The organism is Natronospira bacteriovora, from assembly GCF_030848495.1.
Lineage (GTDB): Bacteria > Pseudomonadota > Gammaproteobacteria > Natronospirales > Natronospiraceae > Natronospira > Natronospira bacteriovora.
This window is the reverse complement of sequence record NZ_JAVDDT010000007.1, coordinates 126621-147895: the sequence shown is the minus strand read 5'-3', so window position 1 is coordinate 147895 and position 21275 is coordinate 126621. Positions and strand designations below refer to the sequence as shown.

The window sequence follows — 21275 nt, the reverse complement described above, 5'->3', positions numbered from 1 at the left end:
ACGACAACGACAACGATTGGAGAACCGCTACCCACCCCGACTCAATGCCGCCGCAAAACCCCATCCAGCCACCGCGTCGGAAGAATCCGGCGCAGGAAGCTCAGCACATAGGCCGGCAGGGTAACGTAATAGCGGGCGCGGGGGCGGCGGGACTCCAGGGCCTTGACCAGACGGCGCATCACGGCCGCGGGACTCACGGAGCCGGGCATTCGGCCTTCCGGGTCACTGTTGAGCCGCTCGAGACGCTCATAGTGTTCGGCATGAACCGAACCCTTGAGGTCGATGTAGCGCCGGGCATTGGCCAGGGCACTCTTGCGGAAACTGGATTCCACCGGGCCGGGATTGATGGTGACCACATCGATGCCCGAACCCTTGAGCTCCATGCGCAAAGCATCGGTGAAACCCTCCAGAGCAAACTTGGAGGCGTTGTAGGCCCCACGCCAGGGCATGGACACCAGACCCAGAATGGAACTGATCATGACGATGCGGCCCTTGCCCCGCTGGCGCATGAGCGGCAACACCCGATTAGTGAGCTCAATGGTGCCAAAGACATTGGCCTCGAACTGGCTGCGCATGGCGGCCCGGGAAAGATCCTCCACCGCACCGGGCAGGGCGAAAGCGGCGTTGTTGATCAGGGCGTCGATACGTCCGTCGGTGGCCTCCATGATCTGATCGACGGCCACGGTGATGGACAGGGAGTCATTCAGATCCAGCTGCAGGGCCTCCAGACCGGCCCGTTCCAGGCGGTGCACATCCAGGGTACGGCGGGCGGTGGCGAAGACACGCCAGCCGCGATCCCGGAAGAGATGGGCGGCCGCTTCACCGATGCCACTGGAACAGCCGGTGATGAGGAGGGTGGGGCGCTGGTCGCCAGCGGTGGTCTCAAGGGCGGTGCTTTTGCTCATGGTCTCCCCAGTTCGGAATGCATTCGATACCGTGTTTTCTGCCATGTTAACGCGCCCGACGGCAAATGCCGAAGGGCCGCTACCGCGGGTCATCGGCTATAATAGCCCCCTGTCGTCGGCCGGATGGCGGGAAACGACCGAAAAAGGCCAGGCAAGGCTTGCTTTTCCCGTGGATGACGCCAAATTCGCACCGGACTCCGCCCGGAGTTCATCAGACCGTTTGCAGAACCATCTTGATCGAGGTATCGAGGATGCCCATTTACGAATATCGCTGTGAGGCCTGCGGCCACGAAATGGAAGCCCTGCAGAAGATCAGTGACGCTGATCTCACCCAATGCCCCCAGTGCCAGGAAGCCGCCCTGCGCAAGCTGGTCTCGGCCGCGGCCTTCCGTCTCTCCGGCTCGGGCTGGTATGAGACCGACTTCAAGAAGGACAACAAGCGCAATCTGGCCGGTGATTCCGCCAGCAGTAGCAAGAGCGGGAGCGACGCCGGAAAGAGTGACGGCAAGAAAACCAGGGCGGCGGAGCCTGCATGAGTCACCCGGAAGGAAAACCACCCAGCCTGATGGCCCGCCTGCGGCGCTATATCGTCGCCGGCATTCTGGTACTGGTTCCCGTCGGGGTCACGATCTTCGCCCTGCGCTTTCTGGTCAATCTGCTCGACCGTTCGCTGACCCTGCTGCCGGACCGGATCCAGCCCGAACAGCTGTTCGGCTTCCAGATCCCCGGGCTGGGCATCGTGCTCAGCCTGGCGGTGTTGATACTCACCGGCATGCTGGCGGCCAATTTCTTCGGCCGCAAACTGGTGGAAATCGGCGAGCGCATCCTTGACCGCATTCCGGTGGTGCGCTCCATCTACTACGGCAGCAAGCAAATTGCCGAAACCATGTTTTCCGGCCAGAGCGATGCCTTTCGCAAGCCGGTGCTCATCCCCTATCCCCACGAAAATTCCTGGGCCCTGGCCTTCGTCACCAACAGTGATCTGGGCGAGATCCAGCACCGCACCGGCCAGGATGTCGTGGGCGTCTATGTACCCACCACCCCCAACCCCACTTCCGGCTTCAACCTGATGATCCCGCGCAAGGACGTCATCGAGCTGGACATGAGCGTGGACGAGGCCCTGCGCATGATCATCTCCCTGGGCGTGGTGGTCCCCGTCTGGAACCCGGACGGGAAGAAGGTGGCCAAGGCGGTGGAGGCACAGGGGAAGAAGTTGCCGGGGAAGGATTGAAAAAACTGGAACCACCGAAGACGCCGAAAACACCGAAAAATGCCAATCAAAAGCCTGTAACCCCATGGGGGGGGGATTGGCTGAACAGCCTTGCCCGGCCTGCTGTAGGAGCGGCTTTAGCCGCGATAGGACCATCGGCTGGCATTGATCGCGGCTAAAGCCGCTCCCACAGCAGCCTGGCCGGATCCAGGCAACCCGTTTTTTCTGAGATCCTCTGTGCTGATATCTTTTTCGGTGTTTTCGGCGTCTTCGGTGGTTCCAGTGTTTTCAGCCCCACCTTGCGGTAAACCCGCTCAAATCGTAATATTCCCGCCTTTCGGGCCCCTCCGGCGCGCTGGCGCCCTATTCCCGACAGGCCGAATCCATCTCACCCACACGAGAAAGCGGGAGCAACGCTGATGCGTTCCCATTATTGCGGAAAAGTTGACGAATCCCTTCTGGATCAGGAAGTTACCGTATGCGGCTGGGTCAATCGCCGGCGCGACCACGGAGGCGTGATCTTTGTTGACCTGCGCGACCGGGAAGGTCTGCTGCAGGTGGTGTTCGATCCGGACCGGGCGGATGTCTTCGCCACCGCCGAGCGCCTGCGCAGCGAATACGTGATTCGCGTGCGCGGCCGGGTGCGCCGACGCCCCGAGGGGACCACCAACGACAAGCTCCCCACCGGCCAGGTGGAAGTGCTGGGCCTGGAGCTGGAAGTGCTGAACAAGGCGGAAACGCCGCCCTTCCACCAGGACGAGCACGATGTGGGTGAGGATCTGCGCCTCAAGTACCGCTACGTGGATCTGCGCCGGGAACACATGCAGCGCAAGCTCAAGCTGCGCGCCCAGGTGACCTCGGCCATGCGCCGCCACCTGGACGAGCAGGGCTTCCTGGACGTGGAAACCCCCATGCTGACCCGCGCCACCCCGGAAGGCGCGCGCGACTACGTGGTGCCCAGCCGCACCCATCCCGGCCAGTTCTTTGCCCTGCCCCAGTCGCCGCAGCTGTTCAAGCAGCTGCTGATGATGTCGGGCGTGGACCGCTACTACCAGATCGTGCGCTGTTTCCGTGACGAAGACCTGCGCGCCGACCGCCAGCCGGAATTCACCCAGCTCGACATGGAGCTCAGCTTCATGTCCGAAGAACAGATCATGGATCTGGTGGAAGGCCTGATCCGCTCCCTGTTCAAGGACGTGATGGGGGTGGAGCTGGAAAACCCCTTCCCGCGCATGCCCTATGCGGAAGCCATGCGCCGCTTCGCCTCGGACAAGCCGGATCTGCGCATCCCCCTGGAACTGGTGGACGTGGCCGACCTGGTGGCCGATGCCGAATTCAAGGTCTTCTCCGGCCCGGCCAAGGACGCCAAGGGCCGCGTGGCCGCCCTGCGCCTGCCCAAGGGTGGCGAGCTGACCCGCAAGGAAATCGACGGCTACACCGAATTCGTTGGCCGCTACGGTGCCAAGGGCCTGGCCTACATCAAGGTCAATGATCCGGCCCAGGGCCGCGAGGGCCTGCAGTCGCCGATCCTGAAATTCCTCTCCGACACCGCCGTGGCCGGCATCCTCGAGCGCACCGGCGCCGAGGCCGGCGACCTGGTCTTCTTCGGGGCCGACAAGGCCAAGGTGGTCAACGACGCCCTGGGCGCCTTGCGCGTCAAGCTGGGCAAGGACCGTGGCCTGGTGGAAGACGGCTGGCGCCCGCTGTGGGTGGTGGACTTCCCCATGTTCGAGTACGACGAGGGCGACCAGCGCTGGTACTCCCTGCACCACCCCTTCACCGCGCCGCGAGTGGACAGTGCCGAGGGCCTGAAGTCGGCCAAGCCGGAGGAACTCATCTCCCGCGCCTACGACATGGTGCTCAACGGCTCCGAAATCGGCGGCGGCTCCATCCGTATCCATGACACGGAGATGCAGTCGGCGGTGTTCGACTACCTCGGCATCAGCGAAGAGGAAGCGCGCGAGAAGTTTGGCTTCCTGCTGGATGCCCTGAAGTACGGCTGCCCGCCCCACGGCGGCATCGCCTTCGGCCTGGACCGCCTGGTCATGCTGATGGCCGGCGCCGACAGCATCCGTGAAGTGATTGCCTTCCCCAAGACCCAGACCGCCGCCTGCCTGCTCACCGACGCCCCCGGCACGGTGGACAACAAGCAGCTGCGTGAACTGGGCATCCGCCTGCGCAAGACTGCTGCCCCGGAGGGGCAGAGTGAACAGTGAACAGTTCCCAGTGAACAGTAGGCCGTGCAAACCGCATGGGCCTACTGTTTACTGACAGGTCTAATCCAAGCCGAGCCTTCGGACTGTCAGGGCCTCGCCAACGCGCAAGACCATCCGGTGGGCCGGCCAACTGTTCACTGGGAACTGGGAACTGGGAACTTCTTTTCTATCCCCAGAAGAACCACACCACCCCGAAGTTGTACACCACATGCAGCAGGATGGGCGTGCCCAGGGTGTCGTGGCGTTCGCGGAAGTAGCCGAAGATCAGTGAGGGGAAGAAGACCAGGGCCGCCCAGAGCGGTGGCTGGTGAATCAGGTGCAGAGCGGCGAAGCAGAGGCTGGTGATGATGTTGGCCAGGCTCAGGATGCCCCAGCTCTTGCGGCTGAGAGAAGCCAGCCAGTCCTGCAGTACCCCGCGAAAGACGATCTCCTCCAGCACCGGATAGACCAGCACCGGCATCAGGAACAACCAGGGCTCACTCAGGGGCCACAGCCAGTCTTCCGTCGGCACCAGCACAAAGAGCATGATTGTCCAAGCCATCGGCCCGGCCGCAAGGGCCAGGCCGAGGACCGGATCCGTCCACTGGATACCGCCGAAGCGAAAGCGATAGACCGGCTGCCAGCGAAGTCTGTTCAACCCGCCGCCACTCAATGGATCGCCGCTTCTTTCGGTGCCTGCTCCTGGGCAGAGAAGTGGAAGGCCTCACCCTCCACATCCACCCGGATGGTGTCATCCGGACCGAATTCCCCGGCCAGGATCCGCTCCGCCAGCGGGTTCTCGATACGCTGCTGGATGGCCCGCTTGAGCGGCCGGGCGCCATAGACCGGGTCAAAGCCGGCCTCGCCCAGACGATCCAGGGCCGCCTCGCTGATCTCCAGCTGCATGTCCCGCTCGCCCAGTCTGGCCCGCAGATGGGCCAGCTGAATGTTGGCGATGTCGCGGATCTGCTCGCGACCCAAGGCGTGGAAGACCACCACGTCGTCGATGCGGTTGATGAACTCGGGCCGGAAGTGCTGCCCGACCACCTCCATGACCGCCGATTTCATGGCTTCATAGTCCGCGTCCTGGGTGAAGCCCTGAATCTCCTGGGAGCCCAGGTTGGAGGTCATCACCACCACCGTGTTGCGGAAGTCCACCGTGCGGCCCTGGCCATCGGTCAGGCGACCGTCGTCGAGCACCTGCAGCAGGATGTTGAAGACATCCGGGTGGGCCTTCTCCACTTCGTCCAGCAGGATCACCGAGTAGGGCCGGCGACGGACCTTCTCGGTCAGTTGCCCGCCTTCGTCGTAGCCCACATAGCCGGGCGGTGCGCCCACCAGGCGAGCCACGGAGTGCTTTTCCATGTACTCCGACATGTCGATCCGCACCATGGCCTCTTCGGTGTCGAAGAGGAAGTTCGCCAGCGACTTGCACAACTCGGTCTTGCCCACGCCGGTGGGGCCCAGGAAGAGGAAGGAGCCATTGGGCCGGTGGGGGTCGGAGATACCGGCCCGGGAACGGCGGATGGCATTGGCCACCACCTTGAGGGCTTCATCCTGGCCCACCACGCGCTCGCGCAGGGCGTCTTCCATCTTCAGCAGTTTCTCCTTCTCGGACTCGAGCATCTTGGACACCGGGATGCCGGTCCAGCGGGAGACCACCTCGGCCACCTCCTCGTCAGTGACCCGGTTGCGCAGGAGTTTTGTTTCAGAACTCTGTTCAGAGTCGGCCGCCTCGGCCAGTTTCTTCTCCAGCTCCGGGATGCGCCCGTACTGGATCTCGGACATGCGACCGAGGTCACCGGCACGCCGCGCCGCTTCCAGCTCGGTGCGCGCCCGCTCCAGCTCCTCCTTGATGTGGCTGGCGCCCTGCACCGAGGCCTTCTCGGCCTTCCAGATTTCCTCCAGGTCGGCGTACTCGCGCTCCAGCTCCCCGATCTCCTGATCGAGATTCTCCAGGCGGCGGCGGGAGGCGTCGTCCTTCTCCTTCTTCAGGGCCTCGCGTTCGATCTTGAGCTGGATCAGACGCCGTTCCAGTCGATCCATGGATTCGGGCTTGGAGTCGATCTCCATGCGAATGCGGCTGGCGGCCTCGTCGATCAGGTCGATGGCCTTGTCCGGCAGCTGCCGGTCGGTGATGTAGCGATGGGACAGGGCGGCGGCGGCCACGATGGCCGGGTCGGTGATCTCCACCCCGTGGTGAACCTCATAGCGCTCCTTGAGACCGCGCAGGATGGCCACCGTGTCCTGCTCGCTGGGCTCATCCACCAGCACCTTCTGGAAACGACGCTCCAGGGCGGCGTCCTTCTCCAGGTACTTGCGGTATTCGTCCAGGGTGGTGGCACCCACGCAGTGCAGCTCACCGCGAGCCAGGGCCGGCTTGAGCATGTTGCCGGCGTCCATGGAGCCCTCGGCCTTGCCGGCACCGACCATGGTGTGGATCTCGTCGATGAACAGGATCACCCGGCCCTCTTCCTGGGCCAGTTCCTTGAGCACGGCCTTGAGCCGTTCCTCGAAATCGCCGCGGTATTTGGCGCCGGCCAGCAGGGCCCCCATGTCCAGGGACAGGACGCGCTTGTCCTTGAGCCCTTCCGGCACCTCGCCGTTGACGATGCGCTGGGCCAGACCCTCGACGATGGCGGTCTTGCCCACGCCGGGTTCCCCGATCAGCACCGGGTTGTTCTTGGTGCGCCGCTGCAGCACCTGCACGGTGCGACGGATTTCCTCGTCGCGACCGATCACCGGATCCAGCTTGCCCTGCTCGGCGCGCTCGGTGATGTCGATGGTGTACTTCTCCAGGGCCTGGCGCTGGTCCTCGGCGTTGGGGTCATCCACGCTCTCACCACCACGGACTTCCTCGATGGCCTTCTCGATGGCCCCCTTGACCGCGCCACAGTTGCGCAGGATGCCACCCAGGTCGCCCTTATCTTCCACCGCCGCGAGCAGGAACAGCTCGCTGGAAATGTAACTGTCGCCCCGCTTCTGGGCCAGCTTGTCACAGCTGTTGAGCAGGCGGATGAGGTTCTGTGAGGGGTGTACATCGGCCTCGCCCCCGGACACCGTGGGCAAACGATCCAGTGCTTCGCCCAGGCTGGAACGCAGTCGATTGATCTCGATACCAGACTTGTCCATCAGCGGGCGCAGACCGCCTCCATCCTGATCCAGCATGGCCATCATGAGATGCACCGGTTCCATGAACTGGTGATCCCGGCCAAGCGCCAGGGACTGGGCATCGGCCAATGCCAGCTGGAATTTGCTTGTCAGTTTATCCATTCGCATGGGTTCTTCCCCGTTCTGATGCTTCACTGACCTGAAAGTGGTGGCATTCGCCGCTGATTCAAGCGCAGTGCTCACTGCAGGGCGATCAGTGAACCAGGTGGTGGACAAGGAAGATGATGGCGGAACCGGCAAGAATTGCCATGATCTGGGTCAGACCGGCGCGAAAACGGGTCTCGCGATGCAGTTCCGGAACCAGAACGGCGAGGGCGATATAGCAGAACAGGGCCGCGGCCAGTACCAGCACGAAGGGCCGCGCCGCCGACAACGGTCCGAGCCACCACAGGGCCAGCAAACCGCCGGGGATGATGGCGGCGCTGGCCAGCAGATTGAGCAGGAAGGCCTGCAGACGCCGGTAACCGCTATCCAGCAACACGGCAATATTGCCCAGTTCATGGGGTACTTCATGGGCAATCACCGCCAGGGCCGTAACCAGACCCAGCCAAGGATCGGTCAACCAGGCGGCAATGACGACCACCCCGTCCACGAACTTGTGCAGGGCATCGGAGAGCAGAATCATCGGGCCCGCCGGCTTGTGGGCCCGGGGCTGTCGGGCCTGCCGCCAGCGCAGAAATTTCTCCAGCAGAAAGGCCAGCAGCAGCGAGAGGAAGAAGACCTTGCCGACCGTTTCGCTGCCCCGGCCATCCAGCTCATTCAGGGCATGGGGAATGAGTTCAAACCAGGCTGCCCCGAGCAGGGCGCCCACAGCGAACGCGAGCAGTATCGGCAGGGCTCGGCTGCGAAAACGCAGCGGCAGGATCAGAAACAGCGACGCCAGCAGGCTTCCGCTCAGGCCGGCCAGGGCAACGAAAAGCATGGCCTGGAGTGTCTCTGGCATGGTGTTCCCCTGCTGTCGGCCGCGGACGGACCCTGGCTTGAAACGGCGAAATGTTACATCATAACAACACTGTCAAGCGCTGCCCTCGATCCAGATCAGGCTGGCCATGCGCCCGCAGGGCGCCGAGCGTCGATGCGAGTAGAAGCGTTGCGGCTGGCTGAAGGTGCAGCCCGCGGCGGCACTGACATCGGCAACGCCGGCACGCTGAAGGCGATGCCTTGCGAGGCGCTGGAGATCCGCCCGCCAGTGTCCCGGCCCATCCGCCCGAAAACAGGGCTCATCACCGGCGTGGCGATCCAGAAACGCCGCACGAACCTCATCGCCCACCTGGAAGGCCTCCAGCCCGATGGCTGGCCCCAGCCAGGCCTGCAGCTCCGTGGCCGGCCTGTCCATGGCGGCCAGGGTCGCCTCGATCACGCCCTCGGCCAGTCCCCGCCAACCTGCATGCGCCAGCCCGACGGCCCGTCCCTGACGATCGGCGACAAAGACCGGCAAACAATCGGCGGTGAGGATGGCGCAGACCACATCGGGCTGATCGGTCCAGGCGGCATCCGCTCTGGTACTCGCTTCAGCCGAGGGAAGGTACGCAACGGCCGTACCATGAACCTGGTTCAGCCAGCGGGGGGCCTCCGGCAGCCCGGCGACCCGCTGCAGGTCCGCCCGATTGGCGGCCACTGCAGCCGGATCATCGCCCACGTGCTCACCCAGGTTCAGCCCGGCCCAGTCGCCCTGGCTATGGCCGGGCAGATCCGGATGCCGGCGCCAGGTGGTCAGGGCACGGATGGCGGGATGCGCCGTCCACCCTGCTTCGAGATACAGCGCGCTCACCGGTCCGCCCGCCTCCGGGCCTCGGCCTCCCGGGCCCGGGCATCTTCACGCAGGGCGCGCAGCAGGGCCTGGAAATCCGTCGGCAATTCAGCCGCGACCTCGATGGTTTCACCGCTCACCGGATGCGTCAGGGAGAGCCGGGCCGCATGCAGGGCCTGACGGCGGAAGCCGCGCAGGGACTCGGCGAGGGTCTCGGTGGCGCCCCGGGGAACGGACAGGCGCCGTCCGTAAACCGGATCACCGACAATGGGATAGCGCACATGAGCCATGTGCACCCGGATCTGGTGGGTTCGCCCGGTCTCCAGTTTCACGTCCAGCAAGGTATGGAAAGGGAAACGTTCGGCGACACGATAGTGGGTCACGGCCTCGCGCCCCCCCTGGCGCACGGCAATACGCTTGCGATCCACCGGGTGCCGGGCCAGTGGCGCGTCCACCGTGCCCCCGGAGGGCATGCTGCCGATAACCAAAGCCTGATAACGCCGAACGATCTCCCGTGCCTGCATGGCCTCGGTCAGTCGAGCGTGGGCCCGGCTGCTGCGGGCGATCACCAGCAGGCCGCTGGTGTCCTTGTCGAGACGGTGGATGAGACCGTGCCGGGGCACGGCCGCCAGCTCCGGGAAGCGGTGCAGCAGCGCATTTTCCAGGGTGCCGTCGGGATTGCCCGCTCCCGGGTGGACCACCAGACCGGGCGGCTTGTCCAGCACGACGAGGTCTTCGTCCTCGTAAACAATATGCAGCGGAATCGCTTGCGCGGAGACCGAAGAATGCTCATCGAGCCGATCGGGGGCATCAAGGCTGGCCAGTTGCCCGCCGTGCACCGGCTCACGGGGCCTTACAGCCTGCCCGTCCAGCCGTGCATGCCCCGCTTCGATCCAGCCCTTGAGCTGACTGCGGGAATAATCCGGGAACAGCCGCGCCAGCACGCGGTCGAAACGCTGGCCGGCGTATTCATCGGGAATTGGGATTTCGTCTGCCAAGCCCTGGACTCCAGATAACATTGGGGTGTGCTTTCACTTGTCGGTATACTACCGGGTTTGGGCCCACCGCACCCACTCGTCATCCCCCCGAGGCCACGGGAATCCAGCGGTACGCAGACATTTGCAGACAGCCCACTCGCAGACATTCATGGAGCCGCCGAACATCATGCACGGCAAGCACGACGATTCCAGCTTCTCTCTCGGCACCACCTTCCGGGTGATTCTGATTACCGCCCTGCTCGGCCTTGCCGCCTGTGGCACCACCCAGGAGCCCCGGCAACCGGTGGATCTTGGCATGAGCGCCGAAGAGCTCTACGAACAGGCCTGGCGCCGCATTCAGGGTGGCAATTTTGACGGTGCCATGCAGAGCCTGCGCCGCCTGGAAGCACGCTACCCCTTCTCGCCGGAGGGCCAGCAGGCTCAGCTGGATCAGATATTTGTTACCTACCTGCAGCGTGATCGTCGCGGAACGGCTGAGCAGGCCAATCGCTTCATCCGCGAGAACCCGCGCAGTGAGCATCTGCCCTACGCCTATTACATGCAGGGGATGGCCTGGTTCGAAACCCGGGGCTCCTTTACCCGCCGCGTTCTTGGCTTCGACCACGCCCGTCTGAATATCCGCAACGCCGAGCGTTCCTTTGATGCCTTCCGCGAACTGGTTGAACGCTATCCTGACAGTGACTACGCCGATGACGCCCGCCTGCGCATGATCTACCTGCGCAACACCATGGCCCGGCATCACTGGTACGTGGCCAGGCATTACCTGGACCAGGGGGCCTACATGGCCGCCGCGGCACGCGCCACGCGGGTGGTCGAAGACCTGCAGCCCAATGCGGTGACGCCCTATGCCCTGGATATCCTGATTGAGGCCTATGCCGCCGTGGGCGAGGAAACTCTGGCAGCGGATACCCGCCGGGTTCTCGATCGCAGCTACCCGGAGCACCGTCGGGGACAGCGTCCGCCGGCGCTCTGACTCAACTCCATGAAAACACGAAGAAAACGGCCTGCGACAACAGGCCGTTTTTAATCCGGTCGTACAGGCGATTCAGCGCCGGAAGCGCGAGACAATGGGATAACGCCGGTCACGACCGAAGGCACGACGGCTCAGTCGTGGACCGGGCGCCCCCTGACGGCGCTTGTATTCACTGGCCTGCACCATGACAAGGACACGATGAACGGTGGCGGCATCGTGCCCGGCCTGGATGATAGCCTCCGCCGAGCAATCCGCCTCGACGAACGCCTCGATGATGGCATCCAGTTCGGCGTAGTCCGGCAGACTGTCGCTGTCATACTGGTCGGCCCGCAACTCGGCCGACGGTGGCCGATCAATCACGGCTTCGGGCATGACCTTGCCCTGCTCATTGCGCCAGCGCGACAAGGCATACACGCGGGTCTTGGTCAGATCCTTGAGCGGCGCGAAAGCACCCACCATGTCACCGTAGAGCGTGGCGTAGCCCATGGCCAGTTCGCTCTTGTTGCCGGTGGCCAGGACCATGCCGCCGTCCCGATTGGAAAGGCTCATGAGCATGGCGCCCCGCAGGCGGGCCTGAATGTTCTCGGCCGCCACGCCACTGAGCGCCTCACCCGTGCCGGAATCGATGATGCCGGTCACGGCCGCCACTCCTTCATCGATCGGCAGCTCCAGGTAGTCAACGCCCATCAGACGCGCCTGTTCACGGGCACACTGGAAGCTGATATCGCGGGTATAGCGGGAGGCCATCATCACCGCCGTGACATTCTCCGCACCCAGGGCATCCCCGGCCACGGCCAGGGTCAGCGCGGAATCGATGCCGCCGGACAGTCCCACCAGCGCCCGCCGGACTCCGTTCTTGCCGAGATAATCCCGGGTCGCCAGCACGGCACCGCGATACTGGCTTTCATCGGTGGACAGGATCGGGGCGCGGGTTTCAGAGGCCAACGCCAGGCGACCACCCTCGCGGCGTACCGCCACGGTGAACAGGCCGGCCTCCCATTCCGGGGCCCGCATGACCACCTCGCCATTGCCATCCAGCGCCAGGCTGTTGCCGTCAAAGACCACCTCATCCTGCCCACCCAGAAGATTGCAGACCACCATGGGCAGGCCGCATTCCTGCCAGCGCTGACGGAAATTCCAATCCCGTTCACTGGCCTTGTCACGGGCATAGGGCGAGGCACTGATGCTGACAATCAGCTCGGCGCCGGCATCGGCACAGCTGGCCGCCGGCCCCGGTCGCCAGAGGTCCTCGCACACGGTCAGGCCGAGACGAATGCCACGGAATTCGACCACACAGGCGGACTCCCCCGCCTGGAACCAGCGCTGTTCGTCAAAGACACCGTAATTGGGCAGGCAACGCTTGCGGTAGCTGGCCAGCGGCCGGCCACCGTCGATGAGGCGGGCCACGTTGAACAGACCCTCTTCACCATACTCCGGGGCACCATAGAGAATCGCCAGCCCTTCCGGAAGCGATGCCCGGAGCTCGTCCTCGGCCCGGGACAGCTGCTCGCGAAACTCGGGAGACAGAAGCAGATCCTCGGGGCAGTAGCCGCACAGACTGAGCTCCGGAAACAGCAACAGATCCACGCCGTCGGCATGGGCCTGTGCGGCCGCATCCTGCATCTGGGCCAGGTTGCCGGCCAGGTCACCGACCACCAGATTGAGCTGGGCCACCGCCAGCTTCAGCTCATCGGACATGTGCTCACTCTCCCCTCAGGGTTTTGAGTCGCCAAACAAGAAGTCCCCGCCCGGCAAGCCGGACGGGGACCCGATACGATCATCTCGCTTGCGCCGTTCAGGGCAGGACTTTCTGAATGGCCTGACCCAGTTCCGCCGGCGACTTGACCGTGGTGGCACCCGCCGCTTCCAGGGCCGCGAACTTGTCGTCCGCCGTGCCCTTGCCACCGGAAATGATGGCACCGGCATGGCCCATGCGCTTTCCGGGCGGCGCGGTGACACCGGCGATGTAGGCCACCACCGGCTTGCTGACGTGCTTCTTGATGAAGTCAGCCGCCTCTTCCTCGTCGGTGCCGCCAATCTCACCCACCATGATGATGGCTTCGGTCTTGGGATCCTTCTCGAACAGCTCCAGACAGTCAATGAAGCTCATGCCGTGAACCGGGTCACCACCGATGCCCACGCAGGTGGACTGGCCATGACCGGTACGGGTGGTCTGGTGCACCGCTTCATAGGTCAGGGTGCCGGAGCGGGAGACCACGCCCACCTTGCCAGGCTTGTGGATCTGGCCCGGCATGATGCCGATCTTGCACTCGCCGGGGGTAATGATGCCCGGGCAGTTGGGGCCGATCAGGCGGCAGTCATGCTCCTTCATGGCCTCCTTGACCTTGACCATGTCCAGCGCCGGAATGTGCTCGGTGATGCAGACGATGGTCTTGATGCCGGCATCGGCCGCTTCCAGGATGGCATCGGCGGCAAAGGGTGCCGGCACGTAGATCATGCTGGCCTCGGCACCGGTCTCGGCCACCGCGTCGTGCACGGTGTTGAAGACCGGCAGACCCAGATGGGTCTCGCCACCGCGGCCGGGGGTCACGCCACCCACCATTTTGGTGCCGTAGGCAATGCACTGTTCGGAATGAAAGGTGCCCTGCTTGCCGGTGAAACCCTGGCAGATCACCTTGGTGTCTTTGTTGACAAGAATGCTCATGTCGCTTCCCGTTTGAGATTCTGCTTGGTAGCCCGCATGGCGGGCCACGCCCTGTGAATGTTGCGGCGAACTTACTGGCCGGCGGCTTCCACGGCCTTGGCAGCGCCGTCGCTGAGGTCATCGGCGGGGATGATGTCCAGGCCGCTCTTTTCCAGCAGGGCCTTGCCTTCATCCACGTTGGTGCCTTCCAGGCGCACCACCACCGGCACCTTCACGCCAACCTCTTCCACCGCGGCAATGATGCCTTCGGCAATCAGGTCACAGCGCACGATGCCACCGAAGATGTTGACCAGAATGGCCTTCACGCCTTCGTTGGACACGATCAGCTTGAAGGCTTCGGTCACCCGCTCCTTGGTGGCGCCACCGCCCACATCCAGGAAGTTGGCAGGCTGGCCGCCGGACAGCTTGATCACATCCATGGTGGCCATGGCCAGACCGGCGCCGTTCACCATGCAGCCAATGTTGCCTTCCAGGGAGACATAGTTGAGGTCATGCCTGCTGGCTTCCACCTCGGCCTCGTCTTCCTGGCTCAGGTCACGCATCTCGGCCAGCCGCTTCTGCCGGTAGAGGGCGTTGTCGTCCAGGTTGACCTTGCCGTCCAGGGCCTTGATTTCACCCTCCGGGGTGACGATCAGGGGGTTGATCTCCACCAGGCTGCAGTCACAGGCCTCGAACATCTTGTACAGGCCACCGGCGATCTTGGTGAAGGCGCCCAGCTGGGCCTTGGTCAGCTCCAGGCCAAAGGCCAGCTGACGGGCCTGGTAGGGCTGCAGGCCGGCGGCCGGATGCACGGTGACCTTGAAGATTTTCTCGGGCGTCTTTTCGGCGACCTCTTCGATGTCCACACCACCTTCCGGGGAGGCCATGAAGACCACACGCTCGGAGGCGCGATCCACCACCACCGACAGGTAGAGCTCACGCTCGATGTCGGAGCCCTTCTCGATATAGACCTCGTGCACCGGCAGGCCTTCCGGGCCGGTCTGGTGGGTGACGATGGTCGAACCCAGCATTTCCTTGGTCTTCTCACCGGCCTCTTCAGGCGTCTTGGTGAGCTTGACGCCACCGGCCTTGCCGCGACCGCCCGCGTGGACCTGGGCCTTGACGACCCACATGTCGCCACCGAGTTCCTTGGCGGCGGCCACGGCCTCTTCGGCGGATTTCACTACGCGACCATCGGAAACGGGAACGCCGAATTCCGCAAATATCTGTTTTGCTTGGTATTCGTGAAGATTCATCGTGTAAGCTCGGGCTTGGGGGATGGGTGATACGGAAAACCGCACCGCCGGGAATGGCGTCACCGGCCCGATGGCCTGCTACCGTCCCGAACCGCTGCGGCCCGCGATAAAGACGCGTATTCTGGCGGAAATCGGAGAAATTCGCAAAAAAACGGGGATGACCGGTGACGGAAAGGGCTAAGGATGAACAGGTCGGGGGGCGAGACACCCCACCCCGCGCCGATCTCAATCTGCGCTGGCGTTCGCTGCGCCTGCTGAATCTGTTCCGAGCTGGCCTGGCACTGTCGTTCCTGATGGGATTCTATCTGCAGCCTGCCGGCGGCATGTTGGGAGCCAGCCAGGAGGGCGTTTTTCTGTTTGCCACCCTCGGGCTGGGGCTGCTGGCGATTGTCACCGCGGTAACCCTCCGCCGCCAATGGCCGAATGTGCGAATTCAAGCCATTGGTCAACTATCCATCGATTGCGCCCTGTACTTCATGATTTTGTGGGCCAGCGGTGGCCTGGAGACCGGGCTAGGTAACCTGCTTTTCATTCCCGTGGCGGGCGCCAGCCTGATACTGGGCAGCCGGCTGTCTATCACGCTGGCGGCCCTGATTACCCTTGTCATGCTGTTTCAGGAGATTCTTCTGACGTGGTCACCGGACACGGTCGAACCGCGCTTCACACACGCCGGCATCCTCGGTGCGCTGTTCATGATCATGTCCGTGGTCGGCGCCCACCTGTCCCGGCGCCTGCGGGAAAGCGAGGCACTGGCGCTCAAGCGCGGTCTTGACCTGCGCAACCTGGCCGAGCTCAACGACTACATCATCCAGCAGCTGCGCACCGGTATCGTGGTGGTGGATCATCAGGATCGGCTGCAACTGATCAATGGCAGTGCCGCACAATTCCTTGGCATCACGGATCATTACCGCAACGTGCCGGTGCGAAACCTGTCGCGACAGCTGACCCAGTTGGTCGAGGCACGGCGCCGCAAGCCCTACGATCGTCCACCGTCGTTCACCGCCGCTGACGGCGAAACGCTGGTGGTTCCCCGCTTCACGGAACTGGGCGACCCGGACAACCCCGGCACGCTCATCTTCCTCGAAGACGGGAGCCTGCAGAGCCAGCGAGCCCAGGAGATGAAACTGGCGGCGCTGGGACGGTTCACCGCCAGCATCGCGCATGAACTGCGCAACCCTCTGAGCGCCATTCGTCACGCCAATCAGCTACTGGCCGAATCGCCCCGCCTGCAAGAAGAAGAACGCAAGCTCAACGGGATCATCGAGCGCCACACGGAGCGGGTCAACCGCATCATTGAGACGGTGCTGAAGCTGTCCCGGCGGGAGCAGACCGACCCCCGACGCATGAACCTGAGTGAGTGGGCCAGGGATTTCCGCCGGGAAATGACAGAAACCGGGAAACTGCCGGAATCCCGCATCGGACTTACGGTACCGGAAGAGGACATCTGGGTGCATATGGATCCGGATCATCTCTATCAGGTGGTTCAGAACCTGGTGGACAACGCCCTGCTCCACGGCGAAGACGGCCCCGGTGAACGCGTACACCTGCGAATCACCTACCTGCCCTCCCGCAATCGTCCTCTGCTGGAAGTGGTGGATCACGGCCCCGGCATCCCGCCGGATGAAGCCGAGCACATCTTCGAGCCTTTCTACACCGCCAGCCCCCGAGGTACCGGCCTTGGCCTGTTCGTGGCCCGCGAACTGTGCGACTGCAACCGGGCAAGACTGGAATACCGACGCCAGGGCAACGACACCGTTTTCCGCATCGTCTTCGCCGACCCGGAGCGCTGGCTGACTTGATGGCCGGCTTTGCCGGCAGGAGCAAGGGGCGAGGAGCAAGGAGCAAACGGCGAAACAGTTGCGGGCTGCTGTGGGAGAGGCTTTAGCCTAGAAAAGTGCCTTCTGTTGGCCACAATCGAGGCTAAAGCCTCTCCCACAGCAAAAACCCCCGAGCCGGTTTTTCTTGCTCCTTGCTCCTTGCTCCTTCCAAGCCGCCCGGCGCGGGGGCTGTGCTATTGTTTCCCCTGCCCCTTATTCGATCTGGAGAGAAAGCTGATATGGCGAAGGCAACCGCAAGACACATTCTCGTGGACAGCCAGGAAGAATGTGAACGTCTCAAGCAGGAAATCGAGTCTGGCGCCGATTTCGGTGATCTGGCCCAGAAGCACTCCAACTGCCCCTCGGGTGGCCGCGGTGGCGACCTGGGCGAATTCGGCCCGGGCATGATGGTGAAGGAATTCGACGAAGTGGTCTTCAGCGCCCCGGTCAACACCGTCCAGGGCCCGGTCAAGACCCAGTTTGGCTTTCACCTGCTGGAAGTGACCAGCCGGGAAGACTGAGCCGGGACAACGGTTTACTCCCAACGGCGCCGGCTTCAGCCGGCGCCGTTTTTTTTTGGCACCTGATCCGTTCCGGCCATTCGCCTGTGTGATCGACACCCCTGCCGCCGCCTCAAACGACCCCATGACCTCCATTGCCTCGCTGTAGGCGCGGATTTATCCGCGCAATGGCGGTTGATTTGCCCCTGAGCAGGCTGATTGCCAGCTGAGCGCGGGAATGCGCGGATAAATCCGCGCCTACAGCGAGGCAATGGATCCGTGATTGCCAGCGCACACGCTCACGAGGGCGCACGGGGCTCACACCGCTTCGCCCTGCCCCGAACTTGATCCACGTCAAGTTTACGTCCCGACCGGTGGCCGATAATCCCGGCGAGACTCGGCAACGCCGAGGTTTTTCACCCTCTCACCCGAAAACATGGGACCTCACACGATGGAAGCCACACCCAATTACAACGAAAAGGTCGTCCGGCAATTCGCCGTCGCGACGGTCGTCTGGGGCGTGGTGGGCATGCTGGTCGGCGTCTGGATCGCCGCTCAGCTGATCTGGCCCGCCCTCAACTTCGACACGGCCTGGCTGAGCTACGGGCGCCTGCGGCCGCTGCACACCAATGCGGTGATCTTCGCCTTCGGCGGCTCGGCCCTGTTCGCCACCTCCTACTGGGTGGTCCAGCGGACCTGCGGCGTGCGCCTGATCTCCGACAAGCTGGCGGCCTTCACCTTCTGGGGCTGGCAGGCGGTGATCGTGGCGGCGGCCATCACTCTGCCCCTGGGGATCACCCAGGCCAAGGAGTACGCCGAACTGGAGTGGCCCATTGCCCTGCTGATCGCGGCGGTCTGGATCGCCTACGCCTTCGTCTTCTTCGGCACCATCTTCATCCGAAAGGTGAAACATATTTATGTGGCGAACTGGTTCTATGGCGCCTTCATCATCGCCGTGGCCGTGCTGCATATCGTCAACAACCTGGTGATCCCGGTCGGCTTGACCAAGTCCTATCCCGTCTATGCCGGCGCCGTGGATGCCATGGTGCAGTGGTGGTATGGCCATAATGCCGTGGGCTTCTTCCTGACGGCGGGCTTCCTCGGGATGATGTACTACTTCGTGCCCAAGCAGGCCAACCGGCCGATCTACTCCTACCGCCTGTCCATCGTGCATTTCTGGGCCCTGATTTCCATCTACATGTGGGCCGGCCCCCATCATCTGCACTACACCGCCCTGCCGGAGTGGGGCCAGTCTCTGGGCATGGTCTTTTCCATCATCCTGCTGGCCCCGAGCTGGGGCGGCATGATCAACGGCATCATGACCCTGTCCGGCGCCTGGCATAAGCTGCGCACGGATCCGATCCTGAAATTCCTGATCGTGTCCCTGTCCTTCTACGGCATGGCCACTTTCGAAGGGCCGATGATGTCCATCAAGACGGTCAATGCCCTGTCCCATTACACCGACTGGACCATCGGCCATGTGCACGCGGGTGCCCTGGGCTGGGTGGCGTTCATCACCTATGGCGCCATCTACTTCCTCATTCCCCGCCTGTTCGGCAAGGAGAAGATGTACAGCGTCAAGGCCATTGAATGGCACTTCTGGATTTCCACCATCGGCGTGGTGCTCTACATCGCCTCCATGTGGATTGCCGGCGTGATGCAGGGGCTGATGTGGCGGGCCGTGAACGATGACGGCACGCTCACCTACACATTCATGGAGTCCCTGGTGGCCACTTACCCCTATTACATGGTGCGTCTGCTGGGTGGCCTGATCTTCTTCATCGGCATGCTGCTGATGGCCTGGAACGTGTGGATGACCACACGCCCGGAGAAATCATCAAGCACCGCTCCGTCCCTTTCCAGCCAGGAGGCCTGAACCAATGAGTCACGCCGTCGTTGAAAAGAATGTGACGCTGATGGCCGTACTGATTGCCGCGGTGATCAGTGTGGCCGGCCTGGTCCAGATCGTTCCACTGTTCTTCATTACCGAGACTACGCAACCGGCCGAGGGCATCGAGCCGCTCCCGGCGCTGGAGTTTGCCGGCCGGGACATCTACATCCGGGAAGGCTGCCACGTCTGCCATTCCCAGATGATCCGCCCATTCCGGGCCGAGACGGAGCGCTATGGCCATTACTCGGTAGCCGGCGAGTTCGTCTATGAGCGGCCCTTCCTCTGGGGTTCCAAGCGCACCGGGCCGGACCTGGCCCGCGTGGGCGGCCTGTATTCGGATTACTGGCATTACGTGCACCTGATGAATCCGCGTGATGTGGTGCCGGAATCCAACATGCCGTCCTATCCCTGGCTGGCCGAGCGCGAGCTCAACCCCAATGCCGTCGCCAAGCGCATGGTAGCCCAGATGCAGTGGCTGAACGTGCCCTACACCTATCTGCAGATCGAACGCGAGACCGAAGAACTGGAAGGCAAGACCGAAATGGAGGCGCTGATTGCCTATCTCCAGAGTCTCGGCACGAACTTCGAGAGGAATCGCTGATGACCATGGAGACCTTCTTCAGCCTGCTGACCCTGCTACTGCTGCTGATCTTCATCGGCATCGTGGCATGGGCCTACAGCAAGCGCCGAAAGCAGGATTTCGAGGAAGCAGCCAATCTGCCCCTGGAAGACGACAAGCCGGCGGAACGCCGCATGGGAGGAGACAGGGATCATGAGTAGCGCCTGGAGCTGGTATATCAGCATTATCGTGGTGGCCAACATCCTGGCCTGTGTCTGGTTGATTCGCTGGACCAACAAGAAGCGCCCCGGTGAAGGGGCGGCTCACGAGACCACCGGCCATTCCTGGGACGGGCTCACGGAGCTCAATCAGCCCATGCCGCGCTGGTGGCTGTGGCTGTTCTACGCGACCATTGTCTGGGGGTTGATCTATCTCGCCCTCTACCCCGGACTGGGCGCCTACCCGGGAATGCTGGGCTGGTCCCAGTACAGCCAGTATGAGGAAGAAGTGCAGCGAGTCGAGGAAGAGGTCGCCCCCCTGTTTGCCGGCTACGCGGAAAAGGATCTGCTGGTGCTGGCGCGCCATGATGAGGCCATGCAGACCGGACGCCGCTTGTTTGCCAATAACTGCGCGGTCTGTCACGGCACCGACGCCGGTGGCCGCCCGGGGTTTCCAAGCCTCAGCGATGACGACTGGAAATGGGGCGGCGAACCGGAACAGGTACTGAGCAGCATCATGGATGGCCGTCAGGGCATCATGCCGGCTCTCGGTGCGGCACTGGGTGAGGAGGGCGTGGAAGCCGTCACGGCCTATGTCTTCCATCTCAACGACCGGGATGCGCCCGAGGAACTGGTGGAACGCGGGCGGGGCCTGTTCTCCCAGCAGTGCGCGGCCTGCCACGGCCAGGACGCCAAGGGCAATCAGGCACTGGGCGCGCCCGACCTGAGCAATGATATCTGGGTCTATGGCGGCACCCGTGAGGCCATCGAGCGCTCCATCCGTGAAGGCCGGGCCGCGGAAATGCCCGCCCAGAAGGACATTCTCGGTGAGCATCGGGCCTACCTGCTGGCGGCCTATGTGCTCAGTCTGTCCATGGATCAACGCCCCAATGGCAGCGAGAGTGATCATGCAGAGTAATAAGGCAGGGCGCCTGCGGCTGCTCGGCAGCACCCTCTGGCCATCGTTTCTGGTGGCCGGAGGGGCCAGCGGCATCTTCTTCGCCAGTATTGACCCCGAGATGCTGCGTCTTGAAACCGTGCCCGGCCTGGAGCTGAGCCGCATGGCCGGCTACACCATCGGTTTCTTCATGTTCTGGATGGTGGGGCTCGCTTCCAGCCTGCTGACCATTCTGCTTCTGGGCCCGGGCGAGCCCTCCAGCCGCCGGCAATGACGACAAGATGAGGTCA

21 protein-coding genes are annotated in these 21275 nt (G+C 63.4%); 12 read left to right on the top strand and 9 right to left on the bottom strand.

Annotated features, from left to right (window positions below; genetic code table 11):
• Window positions 1-41: 41 nt before the first annotated feature.
• Entirely contained in the window at window positions 42-905 is an 864-nt protein-coding gene (locus tag RBH19_RS11120; RefSeq protein WP_306728931.1) for an SDR family NAD(P)-dependent oxidoreductase, read from the bottom strand.
• A gap of 251 nt (window positions 906-1156) precedes the next feature.
• Between RBH19_RS11120 and RBH19_RS11115 the strand changes: the two genes are divergently transcribed.
• The 3 genes from RBH19_RS11115 (at window position 1157) to aspS (ending at window position 4331) form a co-directional block, all read left to right on the top strand.
• Window positions 1157-1441: an FmdB family zinc ribbon protein gene (locus tag RBH19_RS11115; protein WP_306728930.1), complete on the top strand. Its 285-nt coding sequence runs from the start codon at window positions 1157-1159 to the stop codon at window positions 1439-1441.
• Entirely contained in the window at window positions 1438-2136 is a 699-nt protein-coding gene (locus RBH19_RS11110; protein WP_306728929.1) for a DUF502 domain-containing protein, read from the top strand. Before RBH19_RS11115 ends, RBH19_RS11110 begins: the two co-directional genes overlap by 4 nt.
• Before the next feature lie 398 nt (window positions 2137-2534).
• Window positions 2535-4331, top strand: coding sequence for an aspartate--tRNA ligase (gene aspS / locus RBH19_RS11105; protein ID WP_306728928.1), 1797 nt, complete (start codon window positions 2535-2537; stop codon window positions 4329-4331).
• Between the two features lie 166 nt (window positions 4332-4497).
• Here the strand turns inward: aspS and mrtJ are convergent, their stop codons facing one another.
• The 5 genes from mrtJ to rluD all read right to left on the bottom strand — a co-directional run bounded on the left by mrtJ (window position 4498) and on the right by rluD (window position 10250).
• Window positions 4498-4968, bottom strand: coding sequence for a JDVT-CTERM system glutamic-type intramembrane protease MrtJ (gene mrtJ / locus RBH19_RS11100; RefSeq protein ID WP_306728927.1), 471 nt, complete (start codon window positions 4966-4968; stop codon window positions 4498-4500).
• 11 nt (window positions 4969-4979) lie between these two features.
• Window positions 4980-7583 (bottom strand): ATP-dependent chaperone ClpB, encoded by a 2604-nt coding sequence (gene clpB / locus RBH19_RS11095; RefSeq protein WP_306728926.1) that lies wholly within the window; start codon window positions 7581-7583, stop codon window positions 4980-4982.
• A 91-nt stretch (window positions 7584-7674) separates the two neighbouring features.
• The gene (locus RBH19_RS11090; RefSeq protein ID WP_306728925.1) at window positions 7675-8424 is read right to left on the bottom strand and encodes a ZIP family metal transporter; all 750 of its coding nucleotides are present in this window, start codon (window positions 8422-8424) and stop codon (window positions 7675-7677) included.
• 72 nt (window positions 8425-8496) lie between these two features.
• The gene (gene pgeF, locus RBH19_RS11085; RefSeq protein ID WP_306728924.1) at window positions 8497-9252 is read right to left on the bottom strand and encodes a peptidoglycan editing factor PgeF; all 756 of its coding nucleotides are present in this window, start codon (window positions 9250-9252) and stop codon (window positions 8497-8499) included.
• Entirely contained in the window at window positions 9249-10250 is a 1002-nt protein-coding gene (gene rluD / locus RBH19_RS11080; protein ID WP_374728974.1) for a 23S rRNA pseudouridine(1911/1915/1917) synthase RluD, read from the bottom strand. The genes pgeF and rluD overlap by 4 nt, the downstream gene beginning before the upstream one ends.
• A gap of 127 nt (window positions 10251-10377) precedes the next feature.
• Here rluD and RBH19_RS11075 point away from each other — a divergent pair, with 127 nt between their 5' ends.
• The gene (locus tag RBH19_RS11075) at window positions 10378-11202 is read left to right on the top strand and encodes an outer membrane protein assembly factor BamD (RefSeq protein ID WP_306728922.1); all 825 of its coding nucleotides are present in this window, start codon (window positions 10378-10380) and stop codon (window positions 11200-11202) included.
• A 72-nt stretch (window positions 11203-11274) separates the two neighbouring features.
• Here the strand turns inward: RBH19_RS11075 and RBH19_RS11070 are convergent, their stop codons facing one another.
• From RBH19_RS11070 to sucC, 3 genes are all read right to left on the bottom strand, one after another.
• Window positions 11275-12900 carry an NAD+ synthase gene (locus RBH19_RS11070; RefSeq protein WP_306728921.1) on the bottom strand — a complete coding sequence of 542 codons (1626 nt, stop codon included), beginning with the start codon at window positions 12898-12900 and terminating at the stop codon, window positions 11275-11277.
• Window positions 12901-12997: 97 nt separating this feature from the next.
• The gene (gene sucD, locus RBH19_RS11065) at window positions 12998-13867 is read right to left on the bottom strand and encodes a succinate--CoA ligase subunit alpha (protein ID WP_306728920.1); all 870 of its coding nucleotides are present in this window, start codon (window positions 13865-13867) and stop codon (window positions 12998-13000) included.
• Between the two features lie 71 nt (window positions 13868-13938).
• Complete coding sequence (gene sucC, locus RBH19_RS11060) at window positions 13939-15102, bottom strand: ADP-forming succinate--CoA ligase subunit beta (protein ID WP_306728919.1); 1164 nt, start codon at window positions 15100-15102, stop codon at window positions 13939-13941.
• A 22-nt stretch (window positions 15103-15124) separates the two neighbouring features.
• Between sucC and RBH19_RS11055 the strand changes: the two genes are divergently transcribed.
• The 8 genes from RBH19_RS11055 to RBH19_RS11020 all read left to right on the top strand — a co-directional run bounded on the left by RBH19_RS11055 (window position 15125) and on the right by RBH19_RS11020 (window position 21259).
• Window positions 15125-15283 (top strand): hypothetical protein, encoded by a 159-nt coding sequence (locus tag RBH19_RS11055; RefSeq protein WP_306728918.1) that lies wholly within the window; start codon window positions 15125-15127, stop codon window positions 15281-15283.
• Window positions 15267-16901 (top strand): ATP-binding protein, encoded by a 1635-nt coding sequence (locus RBH19_RS11050; RefSeq protein WP_306728917.1) that lies wholly within the window; start codon window positions 15267-15269, stop codon window positions 16899-16901. The genes RBH19_RS11055 and RBH19_RS11050 overlap by 17 nt, the downstream gene beginning before the upstream one ends.
• Before the next feature lie 257 nt (window positions 16902-17158).
• Complete coding sequence (locus tag RBH19_RS11045) at window positions 17159-17440, top strand: peptidylprolyl isomerase (protein ID WP_306728916.1); 282 nt, start codon at window positions 17159-17161, stop codon at window positions 17438-17440.
• Between the two features lie 430 nt (window positions 17441-17870).
• A complete protein-coding gene (gene ccoN / locus RBH19_RS11040; RefSeq protein WP_306728915.1) occupies window positions 17871-19295 on the top strand; it encodes a cytochrome-c oxidase, cbb3-type subunit I in 1425 nt (474 codons plus the stop codon).
• A 4-nt stretch (window positions 19296-19299) separates the two neighbouring features.
• Window positions 19300-19911 carry a cytochrome-c oxidase, cbb3-type subunit II gene (gene ccoO / locus RBH19_RS11035; RefSeq protein ID WP_306728914.1) on the top strand — a complete coding sequence of 204 codons (612 nt, stop codon included), beginning with the start codon at window positions 19300-19302 and terminating at the stop codon, window positions 19909-19911.
• Complete coding sequence (locus tag RBH19_RS11030; protein WP_306728913.1) at window positions 19911-20090, top strand: cbb3-type cytochrome oxidase subunit 3; 180 nt, start codon at window positions 19911-19913, stop codon at window positions 20088-20090. Before ccoO ends, RBH19_RS11030 begins: the two co-directional genes overlap by 1 nt.
• Window positions 20083-21006: a cytochrome-c oxidase, cbb3-type subunit III gene (ccoP, locus tag RBH19_RS11025; protein ID WP_306728912.1), complete on the top strand. Its 924-nt coding sequence runs from the start codon at window positions 20083-20085 to the stop codon at window positions 21004-21006. The genes RBH19_RS11030 and ccoP overlap by 8 nt, the downstream gene beginning before the upstream one ends.
• The gene (locus RBH19_RS11020; RefSeq protein ID WP_306728911.1) at window positions 20996-21259 is read left to right on the top strand and encodes a hypothetical protein; all 264 of its coding nucleotides are present in this window, start codon (window positions 20996-20998) and stop codon (window positions 21257-21259) included. Before ccoP ends, RBH19_RS11020 begins: the two co-directional genes overlap by 11 nt.
• Window positions 21260-21275 lie beyond the last annotated feature (16 nt).